Here is a 26,970-nt window from a genome sequence, read left to right as displayed (position 1 = left end):
GATTAGTTAATATGAGCCTGCAGGTTGGCCCTGGTTATCTGGCCATGGCTGGTATGCCAGAGGGGACTGGTCCCATCCAGCCAGAGAACCTGGGGACTGGCATGGGCTACCCCACTCACTTCGGCCAGGCGGTTACTCACCGGTCGGGCTGCCTGCACTACAATGCGATAGACTACCTGCTCCGGCCCCTGTTCAGCCAGCCATTGTTCCACTTCCTGGTGAGCCCGGGCACTGATAGGACAGGTAGCGCTGTGTTTAAAAAACAGCTTTTTCCCGCCTTGACGCAAAATTTCCTCCAGTTCTTCCACCTGCATTACATCGATGAATTTTCCCATGACTGCTCCTCCTTCAATAACCATTTTCCCACCATCCAGGTAACAATAATAGCCATCACCGTCCTGGCTGTCAACAACAGCCAGCCACTGGCACCAATCCTGGCAAACAAAAGGGTATCTTCGATGATAGCATGATTGAGTACCAGAAAGATACTGAGCAAATGCAAATCCTTGCGGGACAGTTCCCCCTCCCGGGCCGCCGCTATTATCACCCCGGCCCCATAGGCAATACCGAAAACCAAACCTACCAGCAAGGGCAAAGCCGCTGCCCGGGACAGATGGATTTTGCCCAGAGCCGGGGCCAGCCAGCCGGCCGCTATATCCAGCCATTTTAGATCTTTCAGAATCTCCAGTACCAGCATAATAGGTATGACGATAACGGCCACATCCCAGATCAGCCGCAGGCTCCCCATGCCGATGGACAGTATTGTTTCCACCCCTGCTCACCTACCAGAATAAATTCAAAATGATCCCCGCCAAAAAGGAAAAACCCAATCGCACTGCTACCAGCGGCCAGCCAGCGATTCCAGTCTGACGGGAAACAGCGGTTTCTACCAGTAAATTATGGGAAAGCAACAGCATTAAAGAGATAATGGTAATCTGTTTCCCCGTTAAGGTGATAGCCGCCATGGCCCCAATGGCAGCATAGAGATTGAGCAAATTGCCGATCACCAGGGCGGTAGCCGCTTCCCCCGGTAAACCGAACAGGGCCATCAAGGGCCGACAAATATCCGCCAACCAGGTAAACAGGGGCGTCAGTTTAAGTAAGTTCACTGCTATGTAGATAGGTAGCATGGTTTTGGCCAGCACCCAGGTGGTATTTATCCCCTTTTTCCAGCCTCTGTATAATGTCTCCTGCCAGTTCACTCTCCATCCTCCAATTTACAGTATTTCTGTTTCCACCTCACCCACCCGCAGGCGCGGTTCCGCTTCCAGCCAGTCGATAATAGCCTGGAGCTGGCTGCCCGCATGAGCTGAATTGCCGCCAATGACAGCAATGCCCAGGGTGATTTTCTGCCACAAATCCTGATCGGCTATCTCTGCCACCGCCACATTGAATTTGCTGCGCATTCTGCTAATTATACTCTGTAAAACCCGTCTTTTATCCTTCAGGGAATGCCCATCTGCCAGGTAAAGGGTAATCCGTCCACAGCCGATAATCAATCTGGTCACCAGCCTTTTCTTTTCAACAAGTGAGAAAACCCCCGCTGGCAGCGGAGGTAAGTTGTTCAGAAATGAAAATTAGCTTTAATTCGGGCCACTGCTTCCTGTAAGAGCGGCACTTCCTGGGTCAGGGCGATGCGTACATATCCTTCCCCCTGCGCCCCAAAGGCATGACCGGGAATCACCAGCACTCCGGCTTTTTCCAGTAATGTGAGGGCAAACTCCATGGAAGTGGAAAAACCGGCCGGAATCCGGGCCCATAAAAACATGGAGCCTTTCGGTTTGGGAATCTGCCAGCCCGCTTCAGCCAGTCCTTCTACCAGCACATCCCGCCGTTTCTGATAAGTAGCTGCATTTTCCCGAACAAAATCCTGGGGACCTTCTAAAGCCGCAATTGCTGCCTCCTGAACCGCGCTAAAAACTCCATAATCGATATTGGATTTGATTTTATTCAGGTTGGCGATAACCTCCTGATTGCCTACTACAAAGCCTATACGGCAACCCGCCATATTAAAGGACTTGGAACAGGAGTGAAACTCCACCCCTACCTCCCTCGCCCCGGGTACCTCCAGAAAACTCATAGGCTTAAAACCATCAAAAGCCAGTTCGGAATAGGCCGCATCATGACAAACCAGTAAATCATACTGCCGGGCGAATTCCACTGCCTGCCGGAAAAAGGCTCGGTCCGCCACCGCCGCCACCGGATTGCTGGGGTAATTGAGGGTCAGCAGTTTCGCCCGCCGGGCCACCTCTGCCGGAATATCCTCCAGCCGGGGCAGAAAACCGTTTTCTTCCTTCAGCGGCAAAGGATATAATTCCCCTCCGGCCAGCAAGATACTGGCACTATAAATGGGATAGCCCGGATCAGGTACCAGAGCCAGGTCTCCCGCCTCAATATAGGCCCAGGCCAGATGGGCCAGCCCGTCCTGGGATCCCATCAACACCAGCACTTCCCGCTCCGGATCCAGCTCCACATCAAAACGGCGCTGATACCAGCGGGCAATAGCTTGCCGTAACTCCAAACAGCCCTCAAACACCGGATAACGATAATTAACATCCTTTTCAATCCCGGCACGCATGGCAGCTTTTATATGCGGAGCAGGAGGGCGGTCCGGGCTGCCAATCCCCAGATTGATCACTGGCAAGCCCCGGGCCTCCACTTCCCGCTTTTTGGCCTCCATTACGGAAAAAATCCCGGTAGTCAGCAGTTCGATACGCCGTGCTACCTGAACCATCCAACCCACTCCCCTTTCACAATAATAATAACACAAAGGGAGGCAGATTGTCAGCAAGGGTCTCTATCCGGTAGTCTCTGGCTCTGCAAGATCCGCAGAGCATTTAAAACAGCCAGCAGAGCCACTCCTACATCAGCGAAAACCGCTTCCCACATGGTGGCCAGTCCTCCGGCTCCTAACAGAAGTACCATCCCTTTTACCCCAAAAGCCAGGGCAATATTCTGCCAGACAATTTGTTTGGTGCGGCGGGCTATCTGCACGGCTTCTACCAGCTGTACCGGTTCATCCCGCATCAGCACCACATCTGCAGCTTCAATGGCAGCATCTGCCCCCAGCCCCCCCATGGCGATTCCGATATCGGCCCGGGCCAAGACAGGAGCATCATTGATGCCATCACCCACAAAAGCTACTTTCCCTTGAGCAGTTTTTTCCTGTTCGATTTTTTCCAGCCAGACTACTTTGTCCTGGGGCAACAATTCCGCCTTAACCTCAGTAATACCCAGCTGTTCCGCTACCTGCCGGGCCGCTGCCTGGCTATCCCCGGTCAGCATCACCAGCCGCCGGATGCCCAGCTGCCGTAGACTGTTAATAGCTTGCTTTGCATCAGGTTTCAGCTGGTCTGCCAGCCGGATATAGCCGGCATATTCCCCGGCAAGGGCCAGCCAGATTACCGTGCCTTCCACCTCTGTTACCGGTACGGCAATACCTTCTGTCTCCAGCAGTTGCCGTTTACCAGCAATAACCCTGGTACCCTGGACCACAGCCTTCACACCCTGGCCGCTGATTTCTTCATACTCGCTGACCAGAACCTGCTCTACCGGCTGTCCCCAGGCTGCCAGCACTGAACGGGCCAGGGGATGATTAGAAAAACTCTCCGCCAGTGCCGCATAGGCCAGTATCTCTTCTCTGGACCACTTTCCCGCCGGTACTACCTCTACCACCTGAAAAACCCCCTGAGTCAGGGTCCCGGTTTTGTCAAATACTACTGCTTCCAGTTTACTCAGGGCTTCCAGATAATTGCCCCCCTTGACCAGGATCCCCCGGCGGGCTGCCGCTCCCAGACCTCCAAAGAAACCGAGGGGAATGGAAACCACCAGGGCACAGGGGCAGGAGACAACCAGAAAGACCAGGGCCCGGTAAAGCCAGAGGGAAAAACCCGCTGTCGAAAAGGTCAAAGGTGGAATCAAGGCTATTGCTGCAGCCGCCAGCACCACCGCCGGGGTATAATAGCGGGCAAAAGTGGTAATAAAGTTTTCCGTCGGCGCTTTCTGGGCAGCAGCAGATTGCACCAGCTCCAGGATACGGGCTACAGCGGATTCCTCATAGGCCCTGGTTACTTCAATGGTCAACAGCCCATTCTGATTAATAAATCCCGCCAGCACTTCATCTCCTTCCCGTACCGTACGTGGCAAAGCTTCCCCGGTTAAAGCCGAAGTATCCACCGTTGAGGAGCCTAGCACTATTCTCCCGTCCAAGGGTATTTTTTCCCCTGCTTTTACCAGAATGAAAGCACCCACCGGCACCTCCTCCGGCTTCACCCTTTTTACTTCCTGCCCCAGCAACAAATTGGCCGAGTCAGGACGGATAGCCAGCACCGCCTGAATGGAACGGCGGGAACGCTGTACAGCCATATCCTGCAAAAGCTCACCCACCTGGTAAAAAAGCATCACCGCTACCGCTTCCGGATATTCCCGCAGGGCAAAAGCGCCCAGAGTTGCAATGGTCATGAGGAAATTTTCATCAAACACCTGCCCCCTGCCGATATTTTTCATAGCCTTGAGTACTATTTCCCCACCCACCAGGCCATAGGCCAGCAAGAACAGCAGCAATTCCAGCCCTGTCGGCATTTTCAAAACCAGGGCCAGCAGGTAAACCAGCGCTCCTATTCCTAAACGCAACAATTCCCCTTTTTTTACTGCTGTCAGGAGTTGCTCCTCTGGTAATCCTTTCTCTTCTTCCCTGACTTCCAGTCCCGCCTCTATCTGCTGTGCAATCCGCGCAGCTTCAGTCACAATCCGGTCTGTTTCCTCCTGGTTCTCCACCTCGATCGTTAATCTCCGGGCAACAAAATCCAGAGTGGCTGCCCTCACCCCATCCAGGTTACGCACCTTTTCCTCGATTTTAGCAGCACAATTGGCACAGGACAGGCCCTGTAACAGCAGGACCTTTTTGGCATGCTGTTTCGCTAGCAATCCTTTATTCATCTTTATCCCTTCTTGCCATTATTTTTCAGTAATATGCAGGAAACCCTGATCAAAAATCTGTTTAATATGTTCATCATCCAAGGAATAATAAACTATCTTTCCTTCCTTACGGTTTTTGACCAGCCGTGCCTGTTTCAATACCCGGAGCTGGTGGGAAATGGCCGATTGAGACATATTAAGCAAGGCTGCAATATCACAGACACACATTTCTGCCGCAAACAGGGCATACAGAATTTTGATTCTGGTAGTATCACCAAACACCTTGAACAGCTCCGCCAGGTCATATAACTGCTCTTCCGCCGGCATTTTTTCCTTTACCTGTTTTACGACCTCCTCATGGATAATGGTACAATCACAGCGCTCCATCCTCTCACCCCCTGTTTTTATTTGATTGTTTGAACACTTATTCATATATTCTGTTATGATTATATGCATTTAGCAAAAAAATGTCAAACAAAAAGAAAAGCCACAGGTTAAACCTGCGACTTGCGTCCCTGTGTCAATTGAATTTCCCCCAAAAACAGGGTTAACACTGCTCCCAGGATGACAAACACCATACCATAGCGAAAAACATGCTGCAAGGTATCAACAAGAGAAGTTTTCAAAATGGGTACCAGTACCCGTTGCAAGGCCAGAGGCATTTTTTGCAGTGCAGCTGGGTTTAGCAAGGTAGAATAGAGGGCCTGGGCATTATGACTGATCTGTTCCTGCAACTGTCTGGCCCAGGATTGAGCCTGCGCCGGCAGCTGAATTAGAAAAGGTTTCATTTTCTCAGTCAGCAAATGGCTGGAACGGTAATTCATCACCGCACCCAGAATGGTCATACCAAAAGTACCGCCAATTTGCCGGAAAAACTGGCTGGAGGAAGTAACGATTCCCAGTTCCTGCTTGCTAAAGGATTCCTGTAAGGCCAGAGTCGTCAATGGCATCACCAGACCTATTCCTACCCCCAGAACACCCATATACACCATGGCCAGCTGCTTGCTGGTACTCATATCCATAGCAGATAACAGCCAGAACCCTCCCACCATGGTTAACATACCCAGCAGCATCTGTTTTCTTAGCCCCAAAAATTGAACCAGCCGGCCACCAATAATACTAGCCGCCATCATGGCCAGCATCATGGGCATCATTACCGTTCCCGATTCAGACGGGCTGATGCCGATTATCCCTTGCATGAACAAGGGCACAAACATAATGGCTCCAAACATACCGATTGACATTAAAAAGCCAATGCCACTTAACAGGATGAAGACCCGGTTCTGGAAAAGGTGCAGGGGGAAGACCGGTTCACTGACACGGGTCTCTACCAGTATAAAAGCACTGAGCAGCAAAGCCGCCAAACCGAACAGGGAAAGAATTTGCCAGGACTGCCAGGGATACTCCTTGCCACCCAGGCTCAAAGCCAGCAATAGACTCACTACTCCAGCGATCAGGGTAAACATCCCCCGGTAATCAATTTGGACCCGTCGTTCCAGACGCTTGTTTTTGAGAGCAATGGCGATTAAAAAAGTAGCCAGTAGCCCGGTAGGTAAATTAATGTAAAACACCCAGCGCCAGTTCCAGGCATCTACAATCCAGCCCCCCACCTGGGGCCCGATGATGGAAGACAGGGCAAAAACAGCCCCAAAAACTCCCTGCCACCTGGCCCGTTCTGCCCCAGTAAAAATATCCCCGATTACTACCATAGCCATCGGCATCATTACTCCTCCGCCGATGCCCTGCAGAGCCCGAAAGATAATGAGTTGTTCCATACTCTGGGCCAGCCCACAGAGAGCAGAGCCCAACATAAACAGCAACAACCCGGCAACATATACCGACTTGCGCCCCAGCAAATCCGCCAGTTTACCGGCGATAGGCACAACCGCAGTGGAACTGAGCATATAGGCAGTAGTCAACCAGGTCATCATGCCCAGACCGCCCAGTTCCCCCACTATTCGCGGCATGGCTGTCCCCACGATGGTATTATCAAGCGCGGAAAACAACATCGCTACCAGTAACCCAAAAATCAATAGACCCCGTTTTTCCATGGCCTCATCAGCCGTAATAGTGGTAGCCCATTCCTGTGTTTGCACTAAAATCACTCCTCAATTTTGGCCATCTTTTCCAGAATGGTAAGCAAAACTTCCCTTTCCTCCTGATCCAGTTTTTCCAAATAGCCCTTCAGAACCAGCCGCCGTTTTCGTCTGGCCTCAGCCAGTTTATCCTTTCCCGCCTCCGACAAACTTATCAAGACTACCCGGCGATCCCGGGTTTCACGGGAACGGACAATCAGGCCGTTATTTTCCAGACGATCCAGCATGACTGTAACTGAACTGGGCTTGACATGCAAAGCCTCTGCCAGCTGGCTGACGGTGGCTTGTCCCTGCTGGTCCAGGAGGTTCAGGAGAAAAAACCGGGGCCCGGTCAAATCAGGCTCCTCGGCGGCCAGCCGATTGCCAAAATTCCGCATGATCCGGCCAAATGCCGCCTGCCAGCGCTCTAAATAATCCTCAAATTCCCGTTCATTCATCGGCATCCCTCACTTGTTTAGACAATCTAATGTTTAGACTGTTTAAATATATCCCTTTTTTGACTTTTTGTCAAGAAAAAATCCGCTCTCTTGCGAAAGCGGATTCAGGTTTTATTCTATACCATGACTGCTCAGCCGAAATACCCCGGCTTTTTTATAGCTATGTTCCTGCTGTAAAATTTTCTTTAAAGCCAGGCGGGCCTTGTAAAGTCGCCATTTCACCATAGCTGATGAGCACCCCAGAATTTCAGCCACTTCTTTGGTGGAACAACCATTAATTTCTCTCAAAATATAAACTTCCCGTTGCTGTTCCGGCAGCCTGGCAATGGAGGCAAAGAGAATGTCCCTGATTGCCCTTTTTTGACATGATTTATCGGGATCCTGAGCACAGGTATCTTCCCCTCTAACTTCAGCAATTTGCTCCACCGGCTGTTCACTGCGAACAAATCCTTTGCGCTGGTAGTCTAAAGCTACGTTCACGGCAATGCGATAAAGCCAGGTGGATACTGCTGCTTTACCGGCAAAGGTGTGAAAGGCTTTAAAGGCCCGTAAAAAAGTCTCCTGGGCCAGATCCTGGGCCAGATGATAGTCCCCGGTCATCCCATAGAGCAGGTTCAAAATCTTTTTTTCATTGGCAGCAATAACTTCTTCAAAGGACAAATCATTTTCCCGGACATGGGGCTGAAGTACCGTCATCTCCTTCACCTCCTACCAGTAGAAAAAAAGCCCGCTGAGGGGCTTCTTATTTAGATCTCCGGGCAAGCAGGTAATCCAGGGAAATCCTGCCTGCTCCTTTTACCGCAAAATAAGCTGCCAGCCAGAATAGCACGAATACGTATTCAATCCCATCAGCTGGCCCTTTCAGGTCCAGGAAGAAACCATTGGCCCAGTGAACCTTAAACATTGCCACCAGCATCGTAATGGCCAATCCCAGGCCAGCCAGGCGGGTAAACAGCCCCAGCAAAATGGCCAGTCCGCCAAAAAACTCCGTCAAAATCGCCAGCCCGGCAAAAAAGGCCGGGATACCCAGCGCCTGGGTTAAAAAGCCCATCGTGCCAGACCAGCCAAAGCCGCCAAACCAGCCCAGCAGTTTCTGGGCCCCGTGGGCAAAAAAGACTGTCCCCAAACCTATGCGTAACAACAAATCAGCCCTTTGCTCACTAACTGCCAGCAATTTCTGGCAACAGCTGCTCTTAACCTGCAATGTCCCCACTTGCGGGACTTTGCTAAAAATTGATTCATCATGGGGACTTTTAGCCAAAAGCTCGGTTAGATCAGTGCCTGCCTTCACACCGGCATGTTCGCCGTTTTGAAACACCTGGCTCACATCATAAACGCGCCCTTTATAAGCTACATAGGCAGGCTGGCCTTTTAAGCCATTGTATTTTTTTAGTTCTTCCAGAGTAAAAGTTTTGGACATCTCCATCGCCTCCTGTTTGCTTTTTCATTAATTAAGACGAACGCAAACAGGATTGGTTAGTGGTTTGGGGGAAAAATCTAAAATTTGATCCGCCGCGGCGGATTTCCGGAAAAATCGGAAATGACTGCTTCCCCTTCTTCCAGATAAAATATTTCAAACACCGGATTGTCAGAAGATTGATAAATATTTTTAATACCGGGCTGTGTAGCCAGAATTTTTTCCTTAATGGTTCGGTCATCAGTGAAAACAGCTTTACCATAAATTCTGACTGTCATAAAATCATCAGTAGTAGTGGTAAAAGCGATATAAGGGTTTTTTTGCATTTGCCGGTAGACCTCTTTGTTATTGCCGGTACAGAAATACAGCCTGCCATCCTGGGCAAATTGAAACTGCCAGGGTCTGACATCGGGTTTATCTCCGTCCACTGTAGCAAAGGCTCCCATTGCACCTTCCTTTAAAAATCGCAAAATCTCATCCATTGCGTTAACCTCCTTAAATTTATTGCTGAACTGTTTCAGCTGCATTATAATAATATCAAACGGTGAGAAATTAACAAGTACGATAATTTTTTGTACATAGTACAAAAAACGTACTGTAAATAGGAGGAAGTAAAATGGATATACGCCAGGAACTCCTGGAACTTAAATGCCCGGTTGCCATTGCCCAGAATATTGTTGCCGGCAAATGGAAGCTGGTGATTATCTGGATGTTAAAGGATGGGCCCAAACGCTTTAATGAGTTATTGCGGGCTTTACCCAGTATCCGTCAGGGCTACCTTACCCAGCAGCTGCGGGAGTTAGAGCGGGATCAGCTCGTACATCGCCATGTCTATCCGGTTGTGCCGCCCAGGGTTGAATATTCTTTAACAGATATGGGTCAGCGGTTTCTCGAGGTGCTGAACAAGATGTATGAATGGGGTTTAGAATACCAGGAATTTCTTCGCCACTCTTCAATATCAACAGAGAGGAGCCAGTAAATGCGTCTAAATTTTCGTCTGCGGATTCTATTATTGTTTTTGATTATTACCATTGTTCCTTTTGCCTTTTTCTTTTATTTTTCCTGGCGAGCCGAGCGGGAAGCCTTAAAACAACAACTGGAATACCATCTGGTGATTATGGCTAACAACCTGGCAGAAAGCACTTATCAATTTGTAAATGAGCGCTTGACTGACTTGAAATTCATGACTCTGTCCGTCCCCTGGACCTCCAGCCCGTACATCCTGCGTAAGTACTTGCAAGACTTTAATGAAAGTTATCCCCAGTACGACGGTGCCATTTATGTAAATCCTGCAGGTCAAGTCCTGGCTGACTCCAATATCTCTGCTGAAGGTAAAGATGTCAGCAGCAGACCCTGGTTTAAACCTGCTTTACAGGGTCAGTACTATTTTTCTGATATCTATTATTCTCCCATTGTCCAACGTCCATTGCTTGTTTTAGCCGCCCCTGTAAAGAGCCAGAACCAGATCGTCGGTGTTGTTTCCCCCTCAGTTCACCTTGCTAATTTATGGCAAATGGTCGATGCTTTTAGCAGCCGCCAGCAGACTTTTGGCCAGGCTGGTTATGCCTTTATTATTAACCAAAAAGGTGAATTCATTGCCCATCCTGACCGACAAAAAATTCTCAAGGATAATTTTCTCACTGAGCACCAGTTACAGTTAAACACGATTTTAACAGCAGCCAGGGAAAAAAAGCTGATCAATCTGCCCCGGGACAGGGCTGTTGCAGCCTTCGCTCTGGTCAAACCTTTTTCCTCAAATACCCGGGCCTGGGTCGTAGGGGTTACCATTCCAGAACAGGTTCTCTATGCCCCCCTGGATAAATTGACTCGCGACCTGGTTAGCTTATTTGCCGTTGTTCTTTGTGTCTCTCTGTTTTTTTCTTTATATCTAGCCCATTCTCTCGGCCAGCCTTTAACTAAACTGTTGACGGCCATTGCCTCTTATGGGGAAGGGAAAAAACCTGAACCTCTTCCAGTGGAATCCGATGATGAAATCGGAAAGCTGAATCGGGCCTTTAATCAGATGGTATGGCAACTGGAAGAACGGGAAAAAGAATTGATCCGCTCAGAAAAGTTTAAAACAGCTGGTCAGCTGGCTGCCGGTATGGCCCATGAAATCCGCAATCCCCTGACTACAATCAAAGGCTTTTTACAAATTTTTAGCCAGCAAAATGCTAGTACCAATCAAATCAATCCCAAATATTTGCATCTGATAATTAATGAGGTGGAACGGATTGAACGGATCATCAACGAATTCCTTTACATCAGCAAATCTGTTAAAAAGGAATCTGTCAATTTAAATAGCTTGCTGCAAGATTTACTCATGTTCTGCGAACCCAGAGCCTTTCAGCAAAAAGTCATCCTGCAGCGGGAACTGGCAGACAACTTGCCCCTGGTGGAATTGGTCCCGGAACAAGTTAAACAGGTTTTCCTCAATCTTATCCAGAACGCCCTGGAAAGCATGCCCGCTGGAGGCGAACTGAAAATATCCAGTCAATGGCTACCAGACGCCAACCTGATCGAAGTTAAAGTTAGCGATACCGGTTTTGGAATGACAGAAAAAACCCTGGCCCAGCTGGGAACCCCATTTTTCACAACCAAACCCGATGGTCATGGTCTTGGCTTAATGCTCACTTACCAGCTGGTAGAACTATGGGGAGGCAAAATTCAAGTAAAAAGCGCCCCCGGCCAGGGCAGTACTTTTTCAATATTTATCCCCTGCAGCCAGTAACAAAAGGGCCCTATGCTGTCTATACGCATAAAAAAACAACCCTGCAGTCAAGTAAAACCGCAGGGTTGTTTAGTTATTCTTAAGCTTTATGACTTTTTGCCGCTTCCATACATCCCTTAGGATCTTTAAGCAACCCGCTCAATTCGAGACACATCCTGGTATCGGGAATTTGTCCGGTCTTGATGTATTCGATCATCATGGGGGTTACATAGGGCACGATTTGCGGCAGAATATTCGGCATCAGTGCTTCCATGGTCTTCGGCAGCAAATCCGGCATCAGTTCTTCCATATCTTTTGGCAAAGGCCCTACTCTCCGGGCTACCTCCTTGATCATATCCGGCATGACCTTGGGCATGACGCCAGGCACCAGCAATGGCATCATGACCGGCATCATCCTGGCCATTAAGGACAATCCGCCTGGAATCAATTTCATGAGCTTCATCATCGGAACCATACCGGGCGGCATATTGGCAAACATCTGCGGGAACAAAGAGGCCATAAGCTTGGCCATGTTTTCCGGATACATCAGGATGATGAACTTCTCAAATATACCCCAGGCTTCCAGCGAAGCTCCGGTTTTGTCCTCGATCTCGTATCCCAATCCTTTGGCCACAAAGCGAGCCAGGTCGGTTATAGCAATATCCATATCGTTATGTTTGGCCGAGTTCCGCAATTGAACCTGGCAGCATGGGCACAGAGCTAGCAAAGCCTCTGCGTTAACGTCAATGGCTTCCTGGATCCGCATCCCGCCCAGCTTTGGCGCTACCGGCATTTCACCGATCAGGGTTAACACCGAACCGCAGCAATAACCGTTTTCCCGGTTATGTTCCATTTCCACCAGCTCGACCCCGGGTATGGCCTGGATTAATTGCCGTGGAGGCTCATAAACCCCCTGCGCGCGCCCCATATGGCAGGAATCGTGAAATGCCACCCGGGCCTTGACTTCATGATCGAATTTAAGTTTGCCGGCTGCCAGGGCCTCGGCAGCAACCTCGGAATAATGCTTTACTTCAAATTCATATGGAACACCCAGTTCAGCAGCCAGATTGGGATAAAGCTCCTTCCAAACCAGGGCACAGGCCGGGCAGGAAGTAACTACCGTCTTGACACCGCGCTTCCTGGCTTCAGCGACATTGTGCCGGAAGATTTCTTCGAAAACATCCCATTTACCGGAGACTTTCATGGGAATCCCGCAACAGGCCTCGTCTGTCCCCATATAGGTGAATTCAATCCCTGCTTTGTCCAGCAGGCGAACGGTCGCTTCAGCCACATCGGTGTTGACATAAGAGGCCGTACATCCGGCAAAATACATGATTTCGGCTTTATCTTTGATCTTAGCTTTGATATCAGCCGGGAGCCAATCTGCACGATGTTCCCTTTTGCCGGCCCATATGTTTTTCTCGCCCCGCAAGGAGGCAGCCATCATCTCGAAAGGTGGGAAAGTCATCCGTTTTTCTTCGTGAACCAGCTTGCCTCGCATTTCCATCCAGTTATGCTCTACCGGCAGGTTAAGCTGGCAACGAATATTACAAAGTTCACAGGTGGTACACAGCAGGAACCTGTCTACCATCTCCTGGGTAAATTTCTCCCGTCCTGCCAGTACCTCCCGGATAAAGGCATATTTTCCGCGGGGCGAATGGGATTCCCACCCCCGGCCCAGATACTGCTCGCAAGTAGGAACACAGTAGCCGCAGCGGGCACAGGCTGTGGCAAAAAAGGCGACACTGCCAGGAATACCGTTGATCTCTTTGGTCCGATCGGCCCCATCCCCGAAGTTGACTCTGGCAGCGTTGGCTACTACCCTGACCAGAGGTTCAAATGTAGAAGCAATACTCATCAAAGTATTAATTGTCCCGGAACCAATAACTTTATTGGGATTCATAATCCCCTGCGGATCGATCTTTTTCTTGAAGTTTACCAGAGCCTGGTAACGTTCGCTCCCCAGTACATTCCGGGCTTCATGGCGGAAGAACAAGCCGGTAGCGTAGACCGAACCGCCATGCTTTTTGGCGATTTCGATTACCGACAACGCCAGACCAAAAGCCAGGTTAAAAGCGAATTTCCGTTCATCGTGGGGAATGAAGCCCAGAAGGACAATCTTATCACCAGCAGTCGCCATGCCCTCCAGAATAAAGGGATGTTTGATCTTCCGGTCAATTTCCTCCATTACATCCGCAAAGCTAGCAAAGGGAACCAAAGCCTCAGTGGGGATAATTGACGGGCCGATCCTCTTCAGCTTCATCGGCGAAAACCGCTGTTCCCACTCATGTTCAGTTGCTTCCCGACTTAGCTCTTCACCCTTGTTGGCCTTGATGATTTGAGTTAATTCCTGGTCAATAATCCCACGCCGGGACTCTGGATAAGCAACCATTGCAATATAGGCTTCCGGCAGCTCCGGCTCGATATGCGGATTGGCTTCCTCATAGGGATGGCCATGCCGGTGAGGCAGCTTTTTCTTCAAACGAATAGATTCAGGATTAAGCAAAGTTAATGACCAGACCTGCAGCTTGCGGGCAGAAACTGCCTGCAAGAATTGACCCGCTGAACGGGCATCCCGGAAAGCGATTGCCCTATGCACCTCCGGCTCAAGATCCCGGAGCAGAACAGTAACTTCGGTTATAATCCCGGTAATCCCCTCTGCATCGGCAATATAGTCACCCAGTTCCCTACCGGTAAAGGTGCGGACTTCACCGGTGGGCAGCACCACCCGGGCCGAAGTTATGTTATCTCTGATCGGGCCGTATTCATAGGAACCAAAGCCTGAACCACCCTGGGCCAACCAGCCCCCAACCGTAGAAGCCGGTAGAGATGTGGGGTAAATTCGCAAATCAAGCCCCTGTTTGTTGATTTCCTTCTGCAGGGTCTGCCAGATAACCCCCGGCTGGACGCGGACTGCTTTTTTGCCGGTGTCTATCTCCAAAATCCGGTTCATTGCAGTCAGGTCCACCACCACCGCACCTTCACCTGGCAATACTCCGCCAAAGCCGGATGTGGCGGCTCCCCTTGGAACCAGTTGCAGGCGTTCCTGCCGGGCCAGTTTTACCAGTTCCACAACTTCTGTTTCACTTTTGGGTCTCACCACAGCACCAGCGATACCGGTAGGAAGAAACGGCTTGATCAACTTCGGAATTGCACCAACATCGTAGGAATACAGCTTTCGTTCAATCCGGTCAACTCGATAGCCGTTTTCCCCGAAAATTCTTTTCAGTTCTCGCTCCACTTTTTCGCTGACTGCAGGCATTTTACATCCCCCTTTCAAATTTTACCCAAGGCATTTCCCCCGGAAAGTGAAAATGCTAACAAGTATCCTCAATTAAAATTTAACACATATTTGCACGTCTGTCTACTATTAAAATTAATTTTTCTTTCGCCTTAGATTATTTTGGCATAAATTATCTATAGAAAAATTTATGAATAATGATAGTGAAAAATTCGTTGACAATTGCTAAAATAGAAATAAGATAATAGAATAAAGTAATTAAATATAGTGAAAGAAGGTTATTTCAACATGAAAAAAAATAAAAGGAAAGCCTTTATTGATGCCAGCAAATGTGACCGTTCCCCTTCTTGCCCGGCTCGCAAGGCCTGTCCCTTTGGAGCTATTACCCAGGAGAAAAAATGGTTTTTTAAGGCCGGGGTACCTCAAGTAAACGCTCACCTCTGTGCTGGCTGCGGTGAGTGCGTTAAATTCTGTCCTCGTGGTGCCGTAAAACTGGTCTAATCATCCAAAACAGCCGCTGGTCGCCCCTGTGGGCTACAAGATGGTCACCCACAGGGGCAATTGTCAGCGTTTTTCAGGCAATAAAAAACTCCCGGCAGCAAAACCGAGAGTAATCAGCCCGCTCTATTCTGGTCCTGAACATCTGGGCAATGGTAAAGATTGTTACGTATAACTTTCTTACCTTCAGGCCATGCTATTTTTGAATTGACCGGAGGTGAAATCAATGCGCAGAGACCTGTTTGCCAGACATGGCGGTGTTCATTTTACCGCCAATGTTTCGCCCCACGAAATCAACACATTTATACGCGAACTCCCTGCTGAAAAACGGGACAACCTTTTTGAAGTCCTAAGCGAGCTGGACGCCAAAGGGTTAATTACTATCCATAATGACGGGGTCTTTACCGATGGTGTAGGTAATATCAGCGCCGAAGACCAGGAATGTTGAAATCGGTCACCTTAGCCTTTCACCCTTTTCGTTTTTTGAAAAAGAAATAACCGTAGGAATGGCGCCACTACCGCTAATCTTGGTAAAAATTCCGTTTTCAAAGCCAAAATATCCAAAACTTGAAATCGTGTATACTATTATTTTGCCATTTCTTTCCTCGGTATCAAGAATTAAATGTCCTTCTGTCGCTACTTCTCCCTCAAGATAACCATTCTTCCCTCGATTTTTAATTGCAATGCTTACAGCTTTATCGATTGATTTCGGCTTTCGGGTTTCTTCTCTCTTTTTAAAGCTTTTGGCTATTTTGACAAGTTCGGACTTGATCACATACCTGGTGTGTGCATATATGTCATAAGCAATTTTTATATTTGGAAATAATAAATACAAATGGTTCTCGTTCTTAACAGAGGTATCTCCAGATGCCGCAGGTTGCGTTAAATCAAGATTTACTAAAACCGCTTTTGTGAATAATCCTTCAATTTTCTCTTGCCACTTTGTTTCTGAGTGATTGGGCAAAAAGAGCGGTTGGTCGGTTCATAACCTACAATTTGTACTCCGCCAATAGGAATGTTGTTTTTCTCAAAGATCAGTTCAGCTTCACCAACTGTTATTTTCCATTCAGAAGGAATTTGCATTGTATAGTCCCCTATCTCAACAGAAACTTGTTTTGTCAGAGGATTTGTTAATAATAATCCACAAAGTACAACCAGACTAAGGGCCCCGGTCACTAAGAATATTCTTTTTTTGCCCTGGAAAAACTCTGCCATTTTTATCATCCTTATTCTTCTCTCAGTATTATTTTTATCATCGACGATTCCGATAAACCTTGAAGCAAGTCCCGGCGAGTTGAAGCTTTCAAGTACAGCTCTTTAAAATGGAAGGCGGAAGCAGAATTTTGGGCCGCATAATACCAAAAAGCGCCGGAGTCAATATTATCTCCTGGATAATAATTTCAATATCTCCTTTAACTCCCAGTCAGTTTGCGGTGAAAGCTTTAGAGCCCGAAACTGCTTATAGAGTGCTTGACCAAAACATTGATATTGGCCATATACTATGTGTTAAACAAAAAAGAACCATCGATAATGGGGGCGTATTTTCTTTCTATAACAGGCATTTTAAGGTTATCTATAAGAAACCAATCCTATTCCGCCACGTACGAAGATAGATGTATTAATAAGTCCGGTTTTTGGCGTAAAAGTGCAATACAAAAACACTGTATTTGAAACTCTCCCCTATGTTAAGCCGCAAAAGACGCAAAAACCAAAAACTGAAGCTACTGAGAGAAAGCCCTATATGCCTCCAGATACGCATTACTTTAAGTATGGACACAATCTGGTTAAAAGACTTACCTACGAAGACAGTGACAGGGATATTTTAAAAATGCTTGAAGAGATATTTCTCCGAAAGTATGCTTAGCTTTGCCTGAATCTAATTTTAAGGAGACCTTAACCGGGCTTGATTTGCCAAAAGTTATGAAGTGAGGTTAAGTCAAGGGCGGGCGAAGCCCGTTCACTTTACTCTTGACTTAACCGAACGTAATAACTACAATTGCCAAAGCCCGGTTAGGTTCTTAGCAGGGGGTGACATTTTGTGACGATAATTAACCCTATTTTGGGGTGACATTTTCACAAGTTATTGACAAAATCCTTTTTTTATCAATTCTTCAGCTATAACTTCGGTATAATATTGGTTAGTATCACTACCTAAATTATACCATATTTTTCATGCAATTTGAGTTATTATAGTATCTCCCTAACCTCAACCCCCGCCTTCAAAACAAAAACCACCTCCACCAGCTACTTTACCCGTATCTCCTCCACCAGTGCTGTAAATAAATCCTCATCAAACTCCCCTTCCCTAAAAAGGCACTTTGTTATGGCCTGCTCCCAGCGGACCAGCCAGGGGCGTATGGTGTGGACGACAAATTCTATTGATTGGTGCTCTATGTTGGAGAAGGTCGCCCTGGTCAAGTCGCCCACCAGGTGCGGAGGAACGCGGAAAATGCGGCAGATTTCGTTTAGCTGGAACTGCCTGATCTCCAAAAACTGCGCATCCTCCGGCGGTATGCCGATTTCATGGTATTTCATGCCCTCCTCAAGCACTGCTATCTTGTGGGAGTTCTGAAGCCCTTTATATACCTCCTCCCAGGATTTTCTCAGCTTCTCCGGGTCCTTTACCACCCCTGGATGCTCAAGGATTCCTCCCGGGCGCGCCCCGTTGCCAAAAAACCTCGCGCCGAATTCTTCAGTCGCCAGCGCAAGCCCGATGGCTTCTCTCGCCATAGCAATTGGAGATAAACCTTTCACCCCGTCAAAGCCTAAACCCGGAATATGGAATATTTGTTCAGGCTTGTACTCAGTGGTTTTCATACCTTCTGTATGCCTGTAAACCAGCTGCTTGGTTTTCTCATCCCGGATGATCTTCCTCCTGAAAAAAGACATAAAAAAAGCACCGTCTAAGCGATGCTCTTACCAATCAAAATCTTATATTTGATAATCAGTTGTCTTCTTCCTCTGCAACATCCCCAAAAAGGATTCGCATAAAATCTCGTCTGCCATATAGCACTCTGTCCACATATACAGTATCATTTTCATAACGGTAAAAAGCTGTATAGCCCACACACAAGGTAACGATAGCTTGTTTCAATTTTAATAACAGAGGACAAGGGCGCTCCAATCAACGGGAATTCCATAAGATCTCTGAATCGTTTGGTGATTTTGGCCAGCACATTCGTTGCTGCTGTAGGATTACCTAATTCCTCGGAGATATATTCTTTTATCTCCAGCATATCCTTTTGCGCTTTGGGCGAGATTTTAAGCTTAACCATTCGTTACCCCCAGGGATGCTTCTAGTTCATCAATGGTTAGCCATCCATTTTCCTGCCCTGCCTTTTCACCTTTAGCAAGTTCAGTAAGCAATTTTAATTTTGCCTGCATTTTTTCATATTCCTGCATATCCATAACCACATAGCGGCCACGACCATTTTTTGTTAAAAAGACTGGTGAACCCTCCTCTATGCTGCACAACACTTCATTGTAATTCCTTAAATCGGAAATCGGCTTAATGTTAGGCATAATAAATCTCCTTTCCCTTTTGCTGTTATTATTATAGCAATATTCTTCGTAAAATATAACAGCAACGTTGAAGGGACTTAGAATATTTATACCTGAAGCCCTCAAAACGCAAAAAGACATGCCAAAATCCTGCTCTGCTGAATTTGTAACATCAGCCACTGTTTACAAATATGTTGGAAATGCTACTATGAGAGTTGTTCGAAAAATAGAGGAAATTAACAAATAAAAATTCTATAGCACAAGAATCCCTCTGTTGTCATACACAGACCCTCTTTTCTGATGCCTAACTGCTCTATCGAGAGCCATTATAAGCGCAACAGCACAATAAGCTGCGAAAATTGAGTTGATATTTAATCTGAAATGTATTATTATACAATTGTATAATTAGTTGATGAGTCAACCAAAATCAAAAGGGGACTGAGAACATGGCAGAACACCATGAAACAGTCTGGTCAAAGGATTTTACGCTGCTATGGATAGCAAACTTCCTGATGGCTGCGGGTTTTTATTTTCTACTTCCCACCATGCCTGTATATGCGATGAAAGTTATGGGAGCCAATGAAAGTCAGGTGGGTTTTGTCATTGGAGTATATACTTTGTCTGCTGTGGCGATAAGGCCTTTTGGTGGATATGCCCTGGACTCCGTGGGCCGGAGGAAGGTCTTCCTTTGGGCATTGGCATTATTCGCCCTCTTTATGGGAAGCTATTATTTTGCCACCAATCTGGTTTTTCTCCTCCTGCTACGCCTGCTGCACGGTTTTTGCTGGGGGGTGACTACCGTCGGCGGGAGCACCATCGCGGCTGATATCCTGCCACCGCAGCGTAGGGGCGAAGGGATCGGCTACTTCGGGCTGACCATGACCCTGGCCATGGCCTTAGGCCCGGTTATCGGGCTGCAGTTGATGGGGGAAACAAACCAATACGGCAGGCTGTTTTTTACAGCTATGGGCCTAGTGGTTTTGGCTTTTATTATAGCTAATTTTATCAGGTATCCCCAACTGCCTTTGACAAGACGCTCTATATCCTGGGATGCCTTTATAGAAAAGAAGGTTTTGCCGGTTTCGACGGTGATGTTTTTTTCAGCCCTGGTATACGGCGGGATAGTATCCTTTATCACTCTTTTCAGCAAGGAAATCGGCATCAAAAACGGCGGTACCTTCTTTCTCGCCTACGCCGCCGCTTTAAGTCTGGTCCGGCCTACATCCGGGAAGCTATTGGACCGCCGGGGACCAGCTCCTGTAATAACTGTCGGCTTCTTATGCACGGCTGCCGGGTTTATCCTTCTTTCCTTAAGTAGGGAATTAACCGGTTTTCTGGCAGCCGCTGTAATTATAGGGGCAGGCAACGGGATGGTCTGGCCCAGCATTCAGACTATGGTTATCAACATGGTCAAACCCCAGCGCCGGGGCGTGGCTAATTCGACTTATTTCTCGGCGTTGGACCTGGGTATCGGCTTAGGTTCCATCTTTTTGGGTTGGCTGGCTAACCGGACTTCCATCGGAACCATGTATTTTTTTAGCGCATTCATTCTTTTCGTGCCCCTGGCGTATTTTTCCCTCTATGCATTAAAAGACTATAATGCAAAAGTGGACCGGGGTGAAGTACATGATTGATTTGAATGATAACGTAGGCAAGTATGTATCATTTACCTGGCGCAACATGATTTCCTTTATGGCCAGGAAAATGGAGCCCCTGCACATCGGCGCCGGCCAGTATGCCTACCTTTTTTCTTTATACTTTAAGGACGGCCAGTCCCAGCAGGCTTTAAGCGACCGGTTGCTGGTGGATAAGGCAGCAACTGTCCGGGCTATTAAAAAGCTGGAAGCTGCCGGTTATGTGGAAAGAAGGCCGGATGAGCAGGACAAACGTTCATTCAGGATTTTTCTTACGAAGAAGGGGAAAGCTGTAAGACCAGAGCTGGAGGCTATTGTGAAAGAGGTGCAGGAAATTCTCCTGGAGGGCATGTCCCCGGAAGAAAAGGTGTTAATTAAAAGGCTGATGCAACAGATGGCCCACAATATTATCCAGGCCAACCGCGGCAGCCTATAGAAAGGGGGGAGATTATGAGTGCACTGCCGTTTATTGAAGCCATCAGGGCGAGAGACGAAAAATTTTATAAACTGATGAAGGACCTGCAGGAACTGGTGTACGGGGAAAGCAGCCTGGACGCAAAAACCAAGATGATGATTTCCCTGGCCGTCGACGCCGCTGTCGGAGCTAATGACGGGGTTAAGGCTATTGCCAATGTATTGAGACAAATGGGTGTGACAGATGAGCAAATCAACGAAGTTTTACGGATCACTTACTTCACCAAAGCGAATTCAACACTGGTCACTTCTTTGGCTGCTTTTGAAAAATAGGCCGCTCCATACTCTTCAGCCTCCCCATCTCTCAGGCGGATTTTGATAATGCCCGCCCAAAACAAAAGCCCATAAAGCCTTGCTGTGCAAGGCTTTATGGGCTGTGTTTCCTTTTGAGCGATACTACGCACTCGATGTGTGCAGTATGAGGAAACATATCCACTGGTTGGACCCACTTCGGTTCATAACCCAGTTCCTGTAATCGGGCCAAATCCCGGGCCAGGGTAGCCACATCACAGGCTACATAAACAATTCTTTCCGGTTTCATACCCGCCATGGCTTGTAGAGCAGGAAGCTCCACCCCGGCTCGTGGGGGGTCCACCACAATCACCTGGGCCCTGTAACCTTCCCGCTCCCATTCCGGTAAAATCTTCTCTGCCAGTCCCACTCTAAAACTGGCATTGGTTATCCTGTTAATGGTCGCATTCACCCGGGCGGCAGCAATGGCTTCAGCCACTACCTCTACTCCGCGAACCTCGGCAGCCTGCCGGGCCATTAGCAGAGCAATAGATCCCACACCGCAATAAGCATCAATAACTTTTTCTCCTCCGCTGAGAGCTGCTGCCCCGGCTGCGTGCTGATAAAGGACCTCTGTCTGCCGTGGGTTTACCTGCAGGAAAGCTGCTAGGGAAACCTGAAATTTTAAACCCAGTATCTCTTCCTCAATAAAGCCAGGTCCTGCCAGTGTTTGGTTTTCTCTGCCTAATATCTCGCGCGTTTTTTGCTGATTAATGTTCCAAACAACAGTAGTGACACCCTCCTCCCCTAGTAATTTGGAGGCCAGTTCCATTAATCTTCGCTTCAAGCTAACCTCAAGAACAGTTACCAGGCCCACCATAACCTGCCCTGTAACTGTTTGCCGTAAAATAATATGTCTCAGCTGCCCGGTATGGTTACGCCAATCATAAGGCAGGATATTAATCTCATTCAGGAGATGCTCTATTTTATTCTTAAGCTGATTTAGTCGGAGTGGTAATAGCAGACAGTAATCAATGGGAATTATTTGCTGGCCCCCGCGCTGGAAAAAACCCAGCCTTAACCTGCGATTTACTTTAGTTACATGCCAGACAACCTTATTGCGATACTGCCAGGGCTCTACCATGCCCAGTACTGACCTGACCTCAACTTTTCCCAGATCTAATTTACCAATCCGTTTCAGGGTATTCTGTACCAGTTCTCTTTTTACTGCCAGCTGAGCTGAATAAGCCAGTTGCTGCAACTGACAACCCCCGCACTGTTCAAAGTAAGGGCAATGGGGCTGGCAGCGTTCAGCCGATGGTACATGAAGATTTATTATGCGAGCCCGGGCCCAGCTCTTTTTTTCTTCTGTTACTTCAATTTCTACTTCCTCTCCTGGCAGGGCTCCTGGTACAAAATAAACCTTGCCTGCCAGGCGTCCTACTCCTTCGCCTTGATGGTTAATATCAGTAATAATCAGTTTCATTTTATCCTCCTGACTTAGACATGCCTTTAAAAATACCTCTATGCTCCCAAATTTTTTCTGCCAGGAAAAAGTCCAGGGCTGTATCAATGTCGATAGACTTCCAATCCTCCATTATGTATGCCCCTATCCGAACCGGACTTTTTCCTCGACGGATAAATTCACTGCGATAAATATAGATTGCTCCATTGGGACGAAAAGCCGGGGCTAAATCCTGACTGCGCAATGAGCCCTGGTAATCAAAAAAAGGCTTTACTTCCCCGGTAACAGCAATGGTTTTGTACCAGTAGGGATGGATATTTGAGGCACAGAGGCTTATTACCAGGTCCCATTGTCCTTTTCGCATTTCCTGTAATGCCAGGCTGATATCCTCTGATTCCCTTAAAGGGGAGGTTGGCTGCAATAAAACTATGTACTCGGGAAAAAAACGTTCCTGCTCAACGAACTCAAGCGCATGTTTAACCACTTCCAAAGAACTGGCTTCATCTGTTGCCAGCTGAGGCGGCCTGATAAATGGCACCTCTGCCCCCCAGGCCCTCGCAACAGCAGCTATTTCTTCATCTTCGGTAGAAACAATTAACCGGCTAATTTCCTTACAAGCCAGGCCGGCACAAATAGTATGGGCTATCAATGGTTTATCGCCAAACTTTTTTATATTTTTCCCGGGTAAACGTTTAGAGCCTCCTCGCGCTGGAATTAATCCGAGAACAGTCAATTTTTTCACCTGCTTCTATAAAAAAATTGTTATAATAAAAGTAAAATCTCCCAAGGAGGGGATATAATGAAAAAACGGATCGTCATTTTAGGTGGTGTAGCCGCTGGTATGAGCGCAGCGGCAAAAGCACGGCGTACCGATTCTGATGCTATTATTGAAGTGTACACCAGCGAAGAATTTATTTCATACGGTGCCTGTGGACTCCCTTACTTTCTCTCAGGGGTTATCCCTTCTTACGAAAAACTGATCGCCCGTACCCCGCCCTTCTTTGCCCAGCAAAATATCCAAGTTTTTTTGAACCATAAGGGCCTGGCGATAAACTCACAGGAACTAACCTTACAGGTTCTCGATCATGAATCTAACCTGGAAAAAAAAGTATCCTTCGATGCTCTCGTCATCGCTACCGGTGCCCGTCCTATTATCCCCCCGCTCCCTGGCATTGAAGCAGCCAATATTTTTACATTGAAAACTATCCCTGATGCTCTGCGCATCAAAGATTATATTCGGCGCTTTCAGCCCAGGAATGCAGTGATCGTCGGGGGAGGCTATATCGGGTTAGAGGTAGCAGAAGCCTTTATTCAGCTGGGGTTGAAAACCACCATCATTGAACTGGCTCCCCAGGTTGCTCCCAATCTGGATGCCGACCTGGCTCAACTAATCGAACAAGAGCTTTTACAACATGGTGTTGAAGTCAAAACCGGCCATAAGGTTCTAGCTTTCGAAGGAGAGGAAAGAGTAACCAGAGTAATTACCGACCAGGGCCCTCTACCCGCTGATTTGGTCCTCCTAGCCATTGGCGTGACCCCTAACTCAGAAATTGCCGAAACGGCCGGAATTAAGCTTGGCCCTAAGCAGGCTATCCTCACTGATAACCAGCAGCGTACTAATTTACCTTATATTTTTGCGGCGGGAGACTGTGCCACTGTTTATCATCGCCTCTATCAAGGACCAGCTTACATACCATTAGGTACTACCGCTAATAAACAGGGCCGGGTAGCTGGCACCAACGCGGCTGGCGGACAACTGCAATTCGTCGGTGTACTGGGGACAGGCATTGCCAAAATCCTCAACCTGGAAGTAGCCCGTACCGGTCTTTCCACCCGCGAAGCTACTCAGCTCAACTTAGATTTTAACACAACTGTAATTAAATCGCGAACAAGGGCTGCCTACTACCCGGAATCAACCCCGATTACCATTAAATTGCTCTGGCAAGAGGAAAACAGGCGTCTTATAGGGGGACAAATTGTCGGAGGCCCTGGCTCAGGTAAAAGAATCGATGTTATTGCTACAGCGATCAGTGCCGGTATGTCCGTTGATGAATTCCGGCAGCTGGATTTAGCCTATGCCCCGCCTTTTGCCCCGGTCTGGGACCCCCTTTTAATCGCCGCTAATCAAGCTGATTAAGCGAGAGAGGCGATGAAGTAAACAATAACTTCATCGCCTGTTTTTTACATCAAGGCTTGTCTGGGTAAAAATCCGGGAAGAAGGTAACCTTGTTGAAGTAAAAGGACCCATTGATGTCTCTAAACCAGAAGTAATTAAAGAACTGGAACCTTTGCACGCCGCGGCTATCGGTAATGAAGTAATGGCTGCCATTAACAAAGCACAGGAATTGGGCTCCGACGCCTTCGGTTTCGGCGAAACGTTCCGACGTAAATTCCCCCAGGAATGGAAGAAGATTAAGAAAGACTGGTATGTTTATTTTGTGACTCGGCAGACAAAATGTATCGAATCGGTCCAGGAAGCAGCTTATCCAAGACGTTCTCGTCTTTTGTATCCAGGTTAGGAAGTTTTTCGAAGAGATAGCTAAGATAGTGGAAGGGATTTAAGCCATTCTGCTTGCTTCAAGTATCCCTATGAGATCCAGAGAATTATATATACAACCAACGTTATCATAGGCAATTACGGAAAGTGACAAAGACCCCCCAGAGTTTATCGCTTAGTTTTCCAGAAATAGTAAGGTAAAGGTAGGGAACAAAAAATCCACCTGGCCCCCTCCCTCTCCCACTCAGGCAAAACCTTCGCTGCTAGCCATGCCCTGAACCTAGTGTTAGTAAACCATTGATTCTGGCATTAACCCGGGCCGCATTAATGGCTTCCGCCACCATTTCCACTTCTCGCACCTCAGCAGCCTGTCTTACCATTAGCAAAGAAATAGTTCCCACACCACAATAGGCGTCAATAACTTTTTCTACCCCGGTGATGTCTGCGGCCCGTGCTACTGCTGATAAAGGATAGCTGTTTGTATTAGCTTTACCTGTAAAAATGCAAAAACGTAGCGTAATTTTAGGCGGTGTAGCCGCCGGCATGAGCGCAGCGGCTAAAGATCACCGCATCGGTTATGTCGGTTTAGAGGTAGCAGAAGCCTTTATTCAGCTCGGACTAAAAACCACTATCATCGAACTGGCTCCACAAATTACCACCAATCTGGATCCTGAGCTGGCACAAATCATCGAACAAGAACTAACCCAGCATGGTGTCGAGGTCCGAACTGGCCAAAAGGTTCTTGGTTTTGAAGGAAATGAGAGAGTAACCGCGGTGATTACCGCCAGGGCCCTTTACCTGCTGATCTGGTTTTACTGGCTATCGGTGTTACTCCCAACTCCGAAATAGCAGAAACTGCTGGCATTAATCTATGGCCAAAACAAGCCATCCTCACAATGAACAGCAACGCACCAATCTACCCTTTATTTATGCTGCCGGAGACTGTGTAACTGTATATTACAGTCTTTACAATGGCCAGTCTGGGATCCGCTATTAATAGCTGCCAACCAGACAAACTAGGATAAGAAAAAGGGCGATGAAATAGAAAGCAGACCATACTTCATCGCCTTTTGTCATTCAGGATGTTAAAGCCTGGCTTAGCTTCTTCCATTTCTGTTCGGTTTCAGTTCTGAACTCAAGTAAACCGGCAGTCTGAATCATAATAGCATCAGTTTTCGTCTCCAGCTTGTCCAGACGTTGCTCAATTGCATCCACTCTTTGTTCAATTCGGTCCAGTCTTTGTTCAATTTGCTGTTCCAGATTATCCATGCGTTTTTCCATAACATCCATGCGCTCCTGGATTTTTTCAAGCCACAGATTAGTCTGTTTTAATTCACCTAAAATAAGGTTTAATGCCGCCTCCATAATTATCTCACACTCCTGCATATATTATAACATTAAGCTAATAGAGCTGTTAACTGCTTTTTGGGTGGGTAAGATCCTTGAGTTTGACTTTGTACTCCAGTTTTTCTAATTTTAGTCCCTGATCAGCACAAATACACAACATCGCTCTAAAGTTCTCCTCGAATTGCACCATACTGTCCTGAATTTCAGCTATTTTGCTACAGAAGTTATTCTCAATGCGTTCCAGTTGTTCCTGTAAATCTATGGTATGATCATCCATTTCCATTATGCGCTCTTCCAGACAATGCAAAAAGTCTTCAACATCATCCAGTCCCTCTTCCACCAGGTCGAACCGGGATTCCAGCCGTTCCAGACGCTGTTCCAGGTTTTTTCCCACTTCAACCAGCTTTTCCCCCAACACCATCATTTCCTTTTTGAGCTCTTCCATCATCACCATAGCCCTTCCCCCTAACAGAAAATATGTTCGCAAAAACAGCATAGCAGAACA

The 26,970-nt window shown here is 47.6% G+C and carries 32 protein-coding genes and 1 pseudogene; 10 read left to right on the top strand and 23 right to left on the bottom strand.

The features are described from left to right. Positions 1–2: 2 nt before the first annotated feature. The 12 genes from ytxJ to ULO1_RS01515 form a co-directional block, all read right to left on the bottom strand. Positions 3–335 carry a bacillithiol system redox-active protein YtxJ gene (ytxJ, locus tag ULO1_RS01570; protein WP_159446599.1) on the bottom strand — a complete coding sequence of 111 codons (333 nt, stop codon included), beginning with the start codon at positions 333–335 and terminating at the stop codon, positions 3–5. Continuing rightward, positions 314–772: a nucleoside recognition domain-containing protein gene (locus ULO1_RS01565; protein WP_078665779.1), complete on the bottom strand. Its 459-nt coding sequence runs from the start codon at positions 770–772 to the stop codon at positions 314–316. The genes ytxJ and ULO1_RS01565 overlap by 22 nt, the downstream gene beginning before the upstream one ends. A 10-nt stretch (positions 773–782) precedes the next feature. Then, positions 783–1,202 (bottom strand): nucleoside recognition domain-containing protein, encoded by a 420-nt coding sequence (locus ULO1_RS01560; RefSeq protein WP_078665778.1) that lies wholly within the window; start codon positions 1,200–1,202, stop codon positions 783–785. A gap of 15 nt (positions 1,203–1,217) precedes the next feature. After that, a complete protein-coding gene (locus tag ULO1_RS01555; RefSeq protein WP_107754109.1) occupies positions 1,218–1,508 on the bottom strand; it encodes a DUF503 domain-containing protein in 291 nt (96 codons plus the stop codon). 56 nt (positions 1,509–1,564) lie between these two features. Then, complete coding sequence (locus ULO1_RS01550; RefSeq protein ID WP_079932838.1) at positions 1,565–2,734, bottom strand: LL-diaminopimelate aminotransferase; 1,170 nt, start codon at positions 2,732–2,734, stop codon at positions 1,565–1,567. 50 nt (positions 2,735–2,784) lie between these two features. Continuing rightward, complete coding sequence (locus ULO1_RS01545; protein ID WP_079932835.1) at positions 2,785–4,938, bottom strand: heavy metal translocating P-type ATPase; 2,154 nt, start codon at positions 4,936–4,938, stop codon at positions 2,785–2,787. An 18-nt stretch (positions 4,939–4,956) separates the two neighbouring features. After that, complete coding sequence (locus tag ULO1_RS01540) at positions 4,957–5,304, bottom strand: metalloregulator ArsR/SmtB family transcription factor (protein WP_143311978.1); 348 nt, start codon at positions 5,302–5,304, stop codon at positions 4,957–4,959. 107 nt (positions 5,305–5,411) lie between these two features. Continuing rightward, the gene (locus ULO1_RS01535; protein WP_278308203.1) at positions 5,412–7,013 is read right to left on the bottom strand and encodes an MDR family MFS transporter; all 1,602 of its coding nucleotides are present in this window, start codon (positions 7,011–7,013) and stop codon (positions 5,412–5,414) included. 5 nt (positions 7,014–7,018) lie between these two features. Beyond that, complete coding sequence (locus ULO1_RS01530) at positions 7,019–7,450, bottom strand: MarR family winged helix-turn-helix transcriptional regulator (RefSeq protein WP_159446598.1); 432 nt, start codon at positions 7,448–7,450, stop codon at positions 7,019–7,021. Between the two features lie 111 nt (positions 7,451–7,561). Then, on the bottom strand, positions 7,562–8,146 hold the full coding sequence (locus tag ULO1_RS01525) for an RNA polymerase sigma factor (protein ID WP_079932832.1): 585 nt from the start codon (positions 8,144–8,146) through the stop codon (positions 7,562–7,564). A 46-nt stretch (positions 8,147–8,192) separates the two neighbouring features. Next, a complete protein-coding gene (locus tag ULO1_RS15095) occupies positions 8,193–8,870 on the bottom strand; it encodes a DoxX family membrane protein (protein WP_159446811.1) in 678 nt (225 codons plus the stop codon). 77 nt (positions 8,871–8,947) lie between these two features. Further along, the gene (locus ULO1_RS01515; RefSeq protein ID WP_079932828.1) at positions 8,948–9,349 is read right to left on the bottom strand and encodes a pyridoxamine 5'-phosphate oxidase family protein; all 402 of its coding nucleotides are present in this window, start codon (positions 9,347–9,349) and stop codon (positions 8,948–8,950) included. A 134-nt stretch (positions 9,350–9,483) separates the two neighbouring features. Between ULO1_RS01515 and ULO1_RS01510 the strand changes: the two genes are divergently transcribed. Beyond that, a complete protein-coding gene (locus ULO1_RS01510; protein ID WP_078665770.1) occupies positions 9,484–9,846 on the top strand; it encodes a helix-turn-helix domain-containing protein in 363 nt (120 codons plus the stop codon). Further along, the gene (locus tag ULO1_RS01505) at positions 9,847–11,598 is read left to right on the top strand and encodes an ATP-binding protein (protein WP_079932826.1); all 1,752 of its coding nucleotides are present in this window, start codon (positions 9,847–9,849) and stop codon (positions 11,596–11,598) included. Between the two features lie 79 nt (positions 11,599–11,677). Here the strand turns inward: ULO1_RS01505 and ULO1_RS01500 are convergent, their stop codons facing one another. Beyond that, positions 11,678–14,839, bottom strand: coding sequence for an FAD-binding and (Fe-S)-binding domain-containing protein (locus ULO1_RS01500; protein ID WP_079932823.1), 3,162 nt, complete (start codon positions 14,837–14,839; stop codon positions 11,678–11,680). 267 nt (positions 14,840–15,106) lie between these two features. Here ULO1_RS01500 and ULO1_RS01495 point away from each other — a divergent pair, with 267 nt between their 5' ends. Next, positions 15,107–15,319, top strand: coding sequence for a 4Fe-4S binding protein (locus ULO1_RS01495; protein ID WP_079932821.1), 213 nt, complete (start codon positions 15,107–15,109; stop codon positions 15,317–15,319). Between the two features lie 223 nt (positions 15,320–15,542). After that, positions 15,543–15,764 (top strand): hypothetical protein, encoded by a 222-nt coding sequence (locus ULO1_RS01490; protein ID WP_078665766.1) that lies wholly within the window; start codon positions 15,543–15,545, stop codon positions 15,762–15,764. Positions 15,765–15,770: 6 nt separating this feature from the next. Here the strand turns inward: ULO1_RS01490 and ULO1_RS15090 are convergent, their stop codons facing one another. The 5 genes and pseudogenes from ULO1_RS15090 to ULO1_RS01460 form a co-directional block, all read right to left on the bottom strand. Beyond that, on the bottom strand, positions 15,771–16,151 hold the full coding sequence (locus ULO1_RS15090) for a hypothetical protein (RefSeq protein WP_242947887.1): 381 nt from the start codon (positions 16,149–16,151) through the stop codon (positions 15,771–15,773). A 62-nt stretch (positions 16,152–16,213) separates the two neighbouring features. Further along, a complete protein-coding gene (locus tag ULO1_RS01480) occupies positions 16,214–16,531 on the bottom strand; it encodes a hypothetical protein (protein WP_079932818.1) in 318 nt (105 codons plus the stop codon). Between the two features lie 1,080 nt (positions 16,532–17,611). Further along, positions 17,612–18,205: pseudogene (locus ULO1_RS01470) on the bottom strand (phage portal protein); the annotation flags it as partial. 149 nt (positions 18,206–18,354) lie between these two features. Beyond that, on the bottom strand, positions 18,355–18,591 hold the full coding sequence (locus ULO1_RS01465) for a type II toxin-antitoxin system RelE/ParE family toxin (RefSeq protein ID WP_376738155.1): 237 nt from the start codon (positions 18,589–18,591) through the stop codon (positions 18,355–18,357). Next, positions 18,584–18,838, bottom strand: coding sequence for a type II toxin-antitoxin system prevent-host-death family antitoxin (locus ULO1_RS01460; protein ID WP_078666673.1), 255 nt, complete (start codon positions 18,836–18,838; stop codon positions 18,584–18,586). The genes ULO1_RS01465 and ULO1_RS01460 overlap by 8 nt, the downstream gene beginning before the upstream one ends. A gap of 425 nt (positions 18,839–19,263) precedes the next feature. Here ULO1_RS01460 and ULO1_RS01455 point away from each other — a divergent pair, with 425 nt between their 5' ends. The 3 genes from ULO1_RS01455 to ULO1_RS01445 are packed head-to-tail and all read left to right on the top strand — an operon-like array spanning position 19,264 to position 21,198. After that, a complete protein-coding gene (locus ULO1_RS01455) occupies positions 19,264–20,451 on the top strand; it encodes an MFS transporter (protein ID WP_079932813.1) in 1,188 nt (395 codons plus the stop codon). Continuing rightward, a complete protein-coding gene (locus ULO1_RS01450) occupies positions 20,444–20,887 on the top strand; it encodes a MarR family winged helix-turn-helix transcriptional regulator (RefSeq protein WP_159071962.1) in 444 nt (147 codons plus the stop codon). Before ULO1_RS01455 ends, ULO1_RS01450 begins: the two co-directional genes overlap by 8 nt. A gap of 14 nt (positions 20,888–20,901) precedes the next feature. Beyond that, positions 20,902–21,198, top strand: a complete 297-nt coding sequence (locus ULO1_RS01445) for a carboxymuconolactone decarboxylase family protein (protein WP_079907227.1) — start codon at positions 20,902–20,904, stop codon at positions 21,196–21,198. Positions 21,199–21,292: 94 nt separating this feature from the next. Here the strand turns inward: ULO1_RS01445 and rlmD are convergent, their stop codons facing one another. Together rlmD and ULO1_RS01435 are read right to left on the bottom strand one after the other, a co-directional pair. Continuing rightward, positions 21,293–22,642 carry a 23S rRNA (uracil(1939)-C(5))-methyltransferase RlmD gene (gene rlmD / locus ULO1_RS01440; protein WP_079932811.1) on the bottom strand — a complete coding sequence of 450 codons (1,350 nt, stop codon included), beginning with the start codon at positions 22,640–22,642 and terminating at the stop codon, positions 21,293–21,295. 1 nt (position 22,643) lies between these two features. After that, on the bottom strand, positions 22,644–23,354 hold the full coding sequence (locus tag ULO1_RS01435) for a cytidylyltransferase domain-containing protein (RefSeq protein WP_159446810.1): 711 nt from the start codon (positions 23,352–23,354) through the stop codon (positions 22,644–22,646). 66 nt (positions 23,355–23,420) lie between these two features. On the opposite strand from ULO1_RS01435, the gene ULO1_RS01430 reads away from it, so the two are divergent. Together ULO1_RS01430 and ULO1_RS01425 are read left to right on the top strand one after the other, a co-directional pair. After that, on the top strand, positions 23,421–24,758 hold the full coding sequence (locus ULO1_RS01430) for a CoA-disulfide reductase (RefSeq protein ID WP_079932806.1): 1,338 nt from the start codon (positions 23,421–23,423) through the stop codon (positions 24,756–24,758). 37 nt (positions 24,759–24,795) lie between these two features. Further along, positions 24,796–25,140 (top strand): Ger(x)C family spore germination C-terminal domain-containing protein, encoded by a 345-nt coding sequence (locus ULO1_RS01425; RefSeq protein WP_079932804.1) that lies wholly within the window; start codon positions 24,796–24,798, stop codon positions 25,138–25,140. 241 nt (positions 25,141–25,381) lie between these two features. Here the strand turns inward: ULO1_RS01425 and ULO1_RS14650 are convergent, their stop codons facing one another. Further along, positions 25,382–25,663 carry a hypothetical protein gene (locus ULO1_RS14650; RefSeq protein ID WP_159446809.1) on the bottom strand — a complete coding sequence of 94 codons (282 nt, stop codon included), beginning with the start codon at positions 25,661–25,663 and terminating at the stop codon, positions 25,382–25,384. Between ULO1_RS14650 and ULO1_RS01415 the strand changes: the two genes are divergently transcribed. Continuing rightward, the gene (locus ULO1_RS01415; protein WP_159446596.1) at positions 25,662–25,967 is read left to right on the top strand and encodes an FAD/NAD(P)-binding oxidoreductase; all 306 of its coding nucleotides are present in this window, start codon (positions 25,662–25,664) and stop codon (positions 25,965–25,967) included. The two genes, ULO1_RS14650 and ULO1_RS01415, sit on opposite strands and share 2 nt — an antisense overlap. A 228-nt stretch (positions 25,968–26,195) precedes the next feature. Here ULO1_RS01415 and ULO1_RS01410 read toward each other — a convergent pair whose 3' ends face one another. Both ULO1_RS01410 and ULO1_RS01405 read right to left on the bottom strand, forming a co-directional pair. Further along, entirely contained in the window at positions 26,196–26,483 is a 288-nt protein-coding gene (locus ULO1_RS01410) for a hypothetical protein (protein WP_079907216.1), read from the bottom strand. Between the two features lie 49 nt (positions 26,484–26,532). Continuing rightward, positions 26,533–26,919, bottom strand: coding sequence for a hypothetical protein (locus ULO1_RS01405; protein WP_079907214.1), 387 nt, complete (start codon positions 26,917–26,919; stop codon positions 26,533–26,535). Positions 26,920–26,970 lie beyond the last annotated feature (51 nt).

It is taken from the genome of Carboxydocella sp. ULO1 (assembly GCF_002049255.1).
Classification (GTDB): Bacteria; Bacillota.
Note: the sequence above shows the minus strand (reverse complement) of the source record. Positions and strands in the feature narration are given on the sequence as shown.